Annotated in this window: 11 protein-coding genes and 1 pseudogene; 5 read left to right on the forward strand and 7 right to left on the reverse strand. The window is 68.5% G+C overall.

The features are described from left to right. Nucleotides 1–38: 38 nt before the first annotated feature. Both ASE20_RS25120 and ASE20_RS00695 read right to left on the reverse strand, forming a co-directional pair. Nucleotides 39–197, reverse strand: a complete 159-nt coding sequence (locus tag ASE20_RS25120) for a hypothetical protein (protein ID WP_164483657.1) — start codon at nt 195–197, stop codon at nt 39–41. Nucleotides 198–269: 72 nt separating this feature from the next. Next, nucleotides 270–1481, reverse strand: coding sequence for a hypothetical protein (locus ASE20_RS00695; RefSeq protein ID WP_056892616.1), 1212 nt, complete (start codon nt 1479–1481; stop codon nt 270–272). A 322-nt stretch (nt 1482–1803) separates the two neighbouring features. On the opposite strand from ASE20_RS00695, the gene ASE20_RS00700 reads away from it, so the two are divergent. After that, complete coding sequence (locus tag ASE20_RS00700) at nt 1804–2490, forward strand: AbiV family abortive infection protein (protein WP_056892617.1); 687 nt, start codon at nt 1804–1806, stop codon at nt 2488–2490. A gap of 120 nt (nt 2491–2610) precedes the next feature. Here the strand turns inward: ASE20_RS00700 and ASE20_RS24545 are convergent, their stop codons facing one another. Next, entirely contained in the window at nt 2611–2766 is a 156-nt protein-coding gene (locus ASE20_RS24545) for a hypothetical protein (protein ID WP_157538341.1), read from the reverse strand. 172 nt (nt 2767–2938) lie between these two features. Between ASE20_RS24545 and ASE20_RS00705 the strand changes: the two genes are divergently transcribed. Continuing rightward, nucleotides 2939–3478, forward strand: coding sequence for a YaeQ family protein (locus ASE20_RS00705; RefSeq protein ID WP_056892618.1), 540 nt, complete (start codon nt 2939–2941; stop codon nt 3476–3478). 145 nt (nt 3479–3623) lie between these two features. On the opposite strand, the gene ASE20_RS24550 is transcribed toward ASE20_RS00705, so the two are convergent. Next, entirely contained in the window at nt 3624–3926 is a 303-nt protein-coding gene (locus ASE20_RS24550) for a hypothetical protein (protein WP_157538340.1), read from the reverse strand. 265 nt (nt 3927–4191) lie between these two features. Here ASE20_RS24550 and ASE20_RS25125 point away from each other — a divergent pair, with 265 nt between their 5' ends. Next, a complete protein-coding gene (locus ASE20_RS25125) occupies nt 4192–4527 on the forward strand; it encodes a hypothetical protein (protein WP_056892619.1) in 336 nt (111 codons plus the stop codon). 12 nt (nt 4528–4539) lie between these two features. Here the strand turns inward: ASE20_RS25125 and ASE20_RS00715 are convergent, their stop codons facing one another. Both ASE20_RS00715 and ASE20_RS00720 read right to left on the reverse strand, forming a co-directional pair. Then, the gene (locus ASE20_RS00715; RefSeq protein ID WP_056892620.1) at nt 4540–5199 is read right to left on the reverse strand and encodes a response regulator; all 660 of its coding nucleotides are present in this window, start codon (nt 5197–5199) and stop codon (nt 4540–4542) included. Further along, nucleotides 5196–6326: a sensor histidine kinase gene (locus tag ASE20_RS00720; protein WP_056893048.1), complete on the reverse strand. Its 1131-nt coding sequence runs from the start codon at nt 6324–6326 to the stop codon at nt 5196–5198. Before ASE20_RS00720 ends, ASE20_RS00715 begins: the two co-directional genes overlap by 4 nt. 132 nt (nt 6327–6458) lie before the next feature. On the opposite strand from ASE20_RS00720, the gene ASE20_RS00725 reads away from it, so the two are divergent. Continuing rightward, the gene (locus ASE20_RS00725) at nt 6459–8567 is read left to right on the forward strand and encodes an MMPL family transporter (protein ID WP_056892621.1); all 2109 of its coding nucleotides are present in this window, start codon (nt 6459–6461) and stop codon (nt 8565–8567) included. Nucleotides 8568–8597: 30 nt separating this feature from the next. Here ASE20_RS00725 and ASE20_RS00730 read toward each other — a convergent pair whose 3' ends face one another. Next, complete coding sequence (locus ASE20_RS00730) at nt 8598–8963, reverse strand: hypothetical protein (RefSeq protein ID WP_056917918.1); 366 nt, start codon at nt 8961–8963, stop codon at nt 8598–8600. 416 nt (nt 8964–9379) lie between these two features. Between ASE20_RS00730 and ASE20_RS24925 the strand changes: the two are divergent. Continuing rightward, nucleotides 9380–9613, forward strand: a pseudogene (locus ASE20_RS24925) (hypothetical protein); the annotation flags it as partial.

Raw genomic sequence — 9613 nt, forward strand, 5'->3', positions numbered from 1 at the left:
ACCCGTCGCAGATCACGCCGATGAGTTTGTCGGTCTGCCTACTCGCGGATTCGATAGACAGGGTTGCCGGTGTTGATGTCGACCACCCGGTCCCCCCGGATCCGGTAGGCGGAGTTGCCAGTGTTGATGTCGACCACCCGGTCGCCCCGGATCCGGTAAACCGAAGTGCCGCTGCTGATCTCGACCCAACGCGTCATGCTGCCATCTTCCCGTGCGCGAACTCCGGGGTTCGAACTCGTGCGTCATTCCTCGGTCATCGAGCTCTATGCTTAGCCCAGGATGCGCAGTTCGAGAACGGTGCCGTCCGCCCCCACCGCGACCGCATGGTCCCGAACCTCGGAGAGAGCTCCATCTCTGCTGCTCTGAGAGACGTCAGCCACATAGCCCTGGGCGTCGAGCACCCGATCTCGATCGCCGGACGCGAGAGCATCATGCAGTACGTCGATAACGCCGCAGAACACGCTCACGCGCTGGTTCCCAGACTGGAACGCTAGTTGCCTACCCACACAGATCCCGACGGGCGTCTCGACGCGAGTTGCGTCGGCCGGTCGCTCGAGGAACCTGCCTCGAAGTTGTGCGGGCGCCCAGTACGCGGCAACCTCCGTCGAACCCGCGAAATCGGCGACGTGAGCCCATCCGGCCTCGACCACACCCCGAACCGCTTCTTGCGCGTCAACAGGCGCATCTCCCCGAACGGCCGCTGGCGATTGCGGCGGAAGGCGCACATTGAACTTGAACTCGTCGTCGTGGGGATCGACGCTCCGGAGGCGGACCGGACCATCATCCGGGAGTGCAGCGCTCACGGCGAGACCAACAGGCATGGCGCCGTCAATCGCGATTCCTTCGAGCTGTCGAACAGCCTTTGCGAGCTGAGGGACCTGATTGCCGGGGTCGAGAGTGCCCTTGCACTCGAGAACTCTCACGCGGGACACGCCGCTACCGTCAAGGTGAACCAAGAAATAGTCGGGACGACGGGTGCTGATCTTCGTTGCTAGATGTGCGCCGGCAACGGGCAGCACGCCGCCGTCCGGCACCACGTCGACGTCGACGAGAGTTACAGTGCCGAAGCCCAGTTCGGCAGCCATCCACCTCTCTGCGGCGACCTTGGCGAAGCCGATCCCGAGTTCCTCGGACAATACTCGGCGCTGGTTGCCACGAATCTGCCTAGCCTCGTTGCTCAGAATGAGACTGTCATTACCATCAACGTCGAAGACGCCGAGGTAGCGCATCCACGACCACAACCTGTAAAGCTCGTAGATGTCCGGGTGGACATGGTGCATGCGGGTCGCGTACGCGAGGCCGAGCAGAGCGTCGGCAGGCTGAAGCGTCAGTCCGCCGCCAAGAGACTGCACCGAAGAGAGTGCCTTCGTCGGCGCCTTGAATCCCGGCGCCGCCGCGATCTCGGCCAGCAAGCTCTTGTCGCTCTCACTGATTACGGTGACCGTCCGTCCCAGCATGGCAATTGCCGAGTTCAGGTCCACGGGAGCGAACCTATTAGGTCACCTGCCCGTCGTCGCCATTCGGAGCCGATACCGACCGAAGTCTCGCCTACGTTGACCCGGCCCTTGTTAGTTGGACCCTGCTCGTTGCAGTCTCAGCGGTGGTCGCCGTCACTTCGCCGGGCGAAGACTCACGGCCGCGAAGATACAGCAAGGCGCTTCGAACGGTGATCACCCGACACGTCCTTCCGCCGCGTCAGTACGTCGGCGCAGATCAGGTGACGCCGATCCGTGCAACCGAACCGGCCGTCAGGTCGTCATCGAATCCTCAGCGAGCGCAAGCCGACTCGGGTAGAACTTCAGCATGGTGCCTCCGCGGGAGCAGCTCATTGCCTTGGTGCATGCGTTGCTTGACAACGCTGCCAGCTTGGTAGCTGACGCCAGGCTGTTGCATGACAACCAGCGGCACGCTCGTGGTTACGCGCTGGCTGCACTAGCCGGTGAAGAAGTCGGCAAGGTCGGGGTGTGTCTCGATCGGCTGCTTGGCAGCGCCGCGCTGACGGACCAGCAGTTTCGTCGCGCCTGGCAGAGTCATTCCGAGAAGCTTCAAGGACTGGTCGCCTACCAAGTCGCGTTCGTCGACGAGGTCGGGCCCATCGACCCAGGGAGGCTTCGCCAGCGACCGCATGTCCTTGGCGGGCGCAAGATGGATGCGATCTACGTCGACTTTCGGGACGGACGGATCTGCACGCCCGGCGAGATCACCGATACCGAAACTTCGGATCTTCTCTTCGGCGTTGAAGCAGCTGTCGCCCAGCTGACTGCGGTACTCAGTCCGCTGACCGCGGGGCACATTGATGTGCTGGAGCTGGCCGGTGCGACAGTTCTCGCTCCCCTCGGACGGTTCATGGACTCGCTCGAGCCCGACGCGGCAGTGTCGACGATGAGAGACCTTGTGACTCGCATTCAGCGTGTCACAGCGCAGGATTGGGCGTCAGCGATCGAAACAGACTCGGTCTCAGCCCTGCTGGGGCTCGACCAGCCACCCTGACAGTTACCCTGACGCTGCGAGGCAGGGGCAGCGGGCTAACCCGCCAAGGTGCGGCAGAACGCCGCGTAAGCCGCTGAGGATCCACTCCATGATGCCCGAGCAGCATGGAGCGCGAAGCGGTCACCCCTTATCGACGCACTGCTTGCAGCGCGGGAATCCTCCGGTGCCGCTGACCTTGTTGTACGAGGGAATCTGCTGCCCGGTGGGACAGTCGCTGTGGTCGTGGTAGACGTCCGGGTCGGACTTGTTGCTGGAGTGGTAAGACGAAACCTTCACGGATTGCTCCTAACTCTGCTCGCCGCCGACTTGGCGACGCCTGGAGGCTAGGAGGGAGGTCCGACACTTTCTGGACCGTGGACGCCAGCGCCGACGGCTGCGTCCTTCCGCCGCGATCAGGCTGCGTGACGACGGCTCGGGAGGTCCCCGTTCCCGGACTAGGCTGTGCCCCATGGCGGCCGGCGCGACGATGCACACGTTCGAAGTCGAGTTGGCCGACACGGATCGCGGCGTCTACGAGGAGTTCACGCTGCGCGCGGCTCGGCATCCGTCAGAGACAGAGGCGTACCTCATGACGCGCGTGCTCGCCTACTGCCTCGAGCACCAAGAGGGCATCACCTTCAGCGAGGGCATCTCGGCGACCGACGCCCCGGCGGTGCTGGTTCGTGACCTGAGCGGCAAACTGCTCGCCTGGATCGAGGTCGGCGCACCGGATGCCGCGCGGCTTCACACGGGCAGCAAGGCTGCCGAGCGCACGACGATCTACACGCACCGCGACCCGGCCAAGGTGCTCGCACAGTGGGCAGGGGTGAGGATCCACCGCTCCACCGAGATCGTGCTGCACAGCTTCGATCCCGGGTTCATCGATGCAGCGGTGGACACGATGGAGCGCCGCAACACGATCGCGCTCACCGTGACGGAGCGGCAGCTCTACCTGGAGCTGAACGGCGTGCACCTCTCATCGGCGGTGCACGACCACCCGATCAGTTAGCGGGAGCGACGTCGCGTTGCCGGTCCCGATGCGCGACTTACGACGCGCGTCAATGCGCCGCGATCCGGCCGCTCGCCGAGATGCCCTCTCATACCGATGTGCGCGCGTCGGAATACGTCAGGAGCCCATGCCCCTGGGATGTCCGCTAGTAGCCGAACGAGTCGTCAAAGACCACGAACAGCATGCATGTGGCCCAGACGATCGCAGCCCCGGCGACGATCAGCGTGACGTTTCCCATCAAGCGAGTAGCCCGGTCCCTGCGTGCGACGAACCCAAGAAATGCGGCAACGGCAGCAGGCAGATAGGCCAACGGGCTCCACAAGACAGACAACGCGAGCAGCGCGGAAAGAACGGCGAAACCGACAGCGATGAAGCCCAGTGGACGAACGTCGGGCTCGGACTGCCGCGTCGGTTGATGACTCCTCGGAGTCTGTTCGCCTGCTTCCACGGAGCGAGCCTAGACGTCAGCGCCCTGTCACGCCGCGATCCGGGCGATTGGCGCAGGTGCGTCAGTCCGCCGCGAATGCCCCCAGGTGCATCCTCAGACAAGGCATCTCGGCGGTCGCAACTGATCTCAGTCGTAATACCTCATCAGCCGCAACCCGCCTGCCGAACCCGGCGCCCAGCCGCCGTCGAAGTTTCGCCCCAAGCCAGCGGTCCACAGAGCCGGCGACGATCGCGGTCGACCACGACTTGATGCGAAGGTGGATGTCATGGACACCGTCACTGACGAGGACATCCAGGAACTGGTCGCCACGGGCAGGCCGTACAGCTTGGTGCGGCTCAGCTGGGCGGCGGGTCGGCGCCAGGAGGGTGCCGACGCGATCGAGCGCGAGCACCAGCGACGGATGGTGTCGCTGCGTGCGGAGGGCGCGATCGCCGTGCTGTGCCCGGTGCTCTCCGACGGGCTGTGCGGCGTCGCGATCATGACGCAGACCGTGGAGCAGGCGCGCGAGACCATGGCCGCGGATCCGTGCGTGCAGGCGGGGATGATGACGGTCGAGGTGCTGCCGTGCGTCGGGTTCCCGGGCGACTCGCTGCCCGGCTGACGCCGACCGCCGTCACTGTCCCTTGACGCGCTTGGTCTCGTAGGCCCACATCGCGATCTCGACGCGGTTGCGCGCGCCGATCTTGTTCATCAGCGCGGCGACGTGGGTCTTCGCCGTGCTCAGGGTGATGTGCAGCTCGTCGGCGATCTCGGCGTTGGTACGGCCGCGGGCGACGGTGAGGAGCACCTCCTCCTCGCGCTCGGTGAGCGGTTCGATCGGCTGGGCCGGCGGGACGGCTCGCTCCATGCCCGCGAGCGTGGTGAGCAGACGGCGGGTGATGTCGGGCGAGATGAGGGCGTCGCCGTTCGCGGCGGCGTGGATCGCCTGGACCAGGAGCTCGGGTCCGGCTCCCTTGAGGAGGAAGCCGCGGGCGCCGGCCTTGAGGGCGCCGTGGACGTACTCGTCGAGGTCGAAGGTCGTGATGATCACGACGGCGAGGGGGTCCTCGACGCCCGGACCGGCGAGCTGGCGGGTGGCCTCGACGCCGTCGATGCCGGGCATCCGGATGTCGAAGAGGCACACGTCGGGGCGCAGCTCGCGGGCCACGGCGACCGCCTCGTGACCGTTCGTCGCCTCACCGACGACCTCGATGCCGGGCTGGGCGTTGAGGATCATCGTGAGGCCGGTGCGGATGAGGGGTTGGTCGTCGGCGACGACCACGCGAACGGTCACTGCGGCACCGCGCGCGGGAGGGCGGCCTCGACGGTCCAGCCGCCGGCCGGGTCGGGCCCCGCGTGGCAGGTGCCGCCGAGCAGCTTGGATCGTTCGGCCATCCCGAGCAGGCCGTAGCCCCCGGCGGTCGCGGGGCGGGCGGCTTCTCCGTCGTCGTGCACACGCAACCGTACGACGCCGGGATCACCGATGAGCTCGACGGTGACCGCCGTGGCGTGGCGCGCGTGGCGCAGCGCGTTGGTGACCGACTCCTGGCAGATCCGGTAGACCGCGACCTCGACCGGTTGCGGCAGGTCGGCGAGGTCGCCGCTCCGGCGTACCTGCACCAGCGGGCTCATCCGGGCCAGCTCGTCCAGGTCGCCGATGCCCCGTTGAGGTGTGTAGTCGGCCGCGTCCCCGTCGCGGAGCACCCGGACCATCGTGCGCATCTCGTGCAGCGTCCGCGCCGCCTCGGCCTCGATCACGGCCAGCGTCTCGACCGCGGTCGCCGGGTCGACGGCTGCCACCGCCCGCCCGGCCTGGGCCTGGATCGCGATGGCCGACACGTGGTGCGCCACCGTGTCGTGCAGCTCGCGGGCGAGCTCGCTGCGTTCGAGCGTGCGGACCTGCTCGACCTCGCGCTGGCGCGCCACGGCGCGGTAGCGCATCGCTGCTCCGAGGGCGAACGACGCGACCAGCACGGTCGTGCCGCCGATGACGTCCCCGACGCGACCGCTGGTGGCGAGCCCCAGGCCGGCCGGTACGGCGACGACCGCCGTACCCACCAGCGCTTCGCGGCCGGAGGCCCAGCGGTACAGGGCGTAGGGCAGGAGCAGGACGCAGGCCATGGAGTCGAGGCCGACGTCTCCCGCGTCGCCGAGGACCGTCGGGGCGAGCAGCACCAGCGCTCCGCCGAAGCCCACCGCGGTCGACAGCAGCGGGCGGGTGCGCCGCCAGAGCAGCGCCGGGATCACCACGAACGCGACCGCGACGCCCAAGGGCCGCATCGGCAGGTCGGAGCGGAAGATCGCCTCCCCCGCGGCCGTCACCAGCAGGGCGCCGACCAGCAGCCAGTCCCACCACACCCGCGCCGGCGGATCGGGAGCGCGGGGCTCGGCGAGGACCGAGCGGAAGAAGGCGGCGAGCACGGCCCCAGCGTAGAGACCGGCGACGCTCGCCGTACGGGGCACAAGGAGGAGCTGCTCGTCGTACTTCCGGCCGAGGAGCTTCCCGATCCTGTGCCCGATGTACGCCGGCCGCAGCCGCGCGACGGTGGGGGCATGTCGAATCTCCTCCACCGGCTCGGCCGGTCTGCTGCCACCCGGCCCTGGGTCGCCATCGGCGCCTGGGTCGTCCTCGCGACGGTCGTCATCGCCTCCTCCGCCGCCTTCGGGCGCGAGCTCGAGGAGAGCTTCGACGCCCCGGGCCTGGACTCCTACCAGGCCGCGGAGATGCTCGCGGACGCCCAGTCCGACGAGGGCGGGGTCACGGCGCACGTCGTGCTCGAGGCGCCGGACGCCGCGACGCAGGTGGCTCCGGTGGAGGCCGCGCTCGAGGAGCTCCCCCACGTGCTCAGTACGACGAGCACCGTCTCCACGGACGGCACGATCGCGCTCGTTCGGGTGCAGTACCCCGCGGTCGGGCAGATCGACGCCTCCGACCTCGACCACCTCAAGGACGCCGTCGCCGACCTGCACGACGAGCAGTCCGTGACGCTGGAGGCAGGGGGCGACCTGTTCTTCGCGTTCGAGGAGGCACCCACCGGGCTCGGGGAGGTCGCGGGGATGGTCGTCGCGATGGTCGTCCTGCTGATCGCCTTCGGATCCTTCGTCGCGATGGGCCTGCCGATCGGGATGGCGCTGTTCGGTCTGGTCATCGGCATCACGTCGATGAAGCTGGTGACCTACCTGATCGACATCCCGGCGTGGGCACCGGAGCTGGCGGCCATGGTCGGGCTCGGCGTCGGCATCGACTACGCACTGTTCATGGTCACGCGGCACCGCGAGAACCTGGCCCTCGGGATGCCGGTCGCCGAGGCGGCCGGTCGAGCCCTGGCCACCGCAGGGCAGGCGGTGATCTTCGCCGGCGGCACGGTCGTCGTGGCGATCCTCGGACTGCTCGTCGCGGGGATCCCGTTCGTGACCGGTGGCGGGGTCGCGATCTCCGCGATGGTGCTGGTGATGGTGCTCGCGTCGGTCACGCTGCTGCCGGCACTCCTCGGGCTGGCCGGCCACCGGATCAACGGACGCCGGCGTACGCCGTACCAGGCGAGCAACGGCTGGACCCGGTGGGGCGCGCACGTGACGCGCCACGCGACGGCGTACCTCGTCGGGGCGGCGGTCCTCATGGTCGGCCTGGCCGCGCCCGTCCTGGCGCTCAACCTGGGCTTCCCCGACGACGGGACCAAGCCCGAGTCGAGGACCGAGCGCCGGGCGTACGACCTCATCGCCGAGGGGTTCGGCCCGGGAGCGAACGGGCCGCTGGTGATCGCGGTCGACGTCTCCCGGAACGAGTCCGTCCTGGCGCCGCTGGCCGCGGCCGTGGCCGCCGACCCGGGAATCACCTCGGTCAGCGATCCGACCGTCGACCTCGCCGCGGGCGTGGCGACCCTGGTGGCACAGCCCACCACCTCACCCCAGGACGAGGAGACCCAGCAGACCGTCGCGCGGCTCCGCAGCGAGGTCTTCCCCGCCGTGCTCGACGGCTCCGACGCCACGGCCCACGTCGGCGGCCAGACCGCCACCTTCGCCGACCTCGGCGACCGGGTGCAGGAGCGGATGCCGCGCTTCGTGGTCGCCGTGCTGCTCCTGTCGTTCCTCCTGCTCACGGTCCTGTTCCGGTCGGTGCTCGTGCCGCTGAAGGCGGTCGTGATGAACTTGTTGAGCGTCGGCGCGGCGTACGGCGTGCTCGTCATGGTCTTCCAGTGGGGCTGGGCGGCGAGCCTGATCGGCGTGGAGTCGACGGTGCCGATCGTGTCGTTCATCCCGCTGTTCCTGTTCGCGATCCTGTTCGGGCTCTCGATGGACTACGAGGTGTTCCTGCTGTCGCGGGTGCGCGAGGAGTACCGCCGCCACGGCGACAACACGCGCGCGGTCATCGCGGGAATCGCCGGCACCGGGCGCACCATCACCGCGGCCGCGCTGATCATGGTGGCGGTCTTCTCGGGCTTCGTCCTCGGCAGCGACCCGGTGGTGAAGATGATGGGGGTTGGCCTGGCCACGGCGATCTTCCTCGACGCGACCGTCGTACGGCTGATGCTCGTGCCAGCCACGATGAAACTCCTGGGCGACGCGAACTGGTGGCTGCCGGGGTGGCTGGACCGGCTGCTGCCGGAGGTGGACGCCGAGCCGGTCGAGGTGGCGATGGCCCAGGCACCGCAGGCTTCCTAGGACGAGGGTGCGATCAGGGGCGTCACGGCTTCAGAAGCCGGAAGCCGTCAGCAAGACGCCACCGACGAGAAGAAGCATCGCGAAGGCGATGCCAACAACGGCGCACGTCCCGCTCGCCGCCGTCCCGACCAGCAGCGCCACCCGGGTGCGGGTTCCCCTGGGTCTCCGCAGCATCCACAGTCCGGCCACGAACAGCGCCAGCCAGACCAACGGCACAACGAAGAACGACGCAAACTCCGCACGGACGTGGGCGTCGGAATCGGTCGGCCCAGCTGCTGGGGACAGTTCGTAGCCGACCGCCGCGAGGACCGTGGCCATCTGTCCGAGGACGAGGGCCCACGCCGGTGCGGCTGGAACGCTGGGAGAGCGTGCCGCTGAGGGGGCGTCCAGCATCATGGGTTCAGTATGTCCCCGGCTCCTTGCATCCGGGCACCGTGAGTTCTTCGGCTTGCCGAGACCCTCCGTTGCGTGGCGTGCCCGCCGCCGACACGGGCCGACGCCATTGATCCAGGTACGGGCGGCGCCTCGGCGCGAGCAGCATCGGCGGACGACCGGCGCGACGAACGATCCCGTCGGTGGCCGCGTGGGGCGCCGGCAAGCGCCCCTCGCTCCTCACGCGCAGGGTCGAGGTGCTCAGGGCGGGCAAGCTCCGCCCGCGGCCAGCTGCCGACGGACCGCATCAGTCGAGAGTCGCGCAGGCTCACACCTTCCTCGCCACGGCCCTGCTACCGGCTTGATCCGACAGTTCGCTGCCTGTGGACGACCGCGAGTGTTCGGTGAGTTGTGTCGGGGCCTGGTGATGCAATACGGGTATGGCCAACTCGGGGCTGCAGGACCAGAACGATGAGCTGACGGACATGTCCGCCAGCGACCTCCTCGCGTTCGTCGAGACCCAACACGCCATCCGACTCGACGCCGAACGCGACATCCTCCGCGCGGCGTACCAATGGGCCCGCCTGCACCCCGGCGACTCCTACGCCGCCGCCGCCTTCGGCGCCCGGATCCAGACCTCCCCCTACGGCGCCAAGAAACTCATCACCGACGCC

This window comes from Nocardioides sp. Root240, from assembly GCF_001428825.1.
GTDB lineage: Bacteria > Actinomycetota > Actinomycetes > Propionibacteriales > Nocardioidaceae > Nocardioides.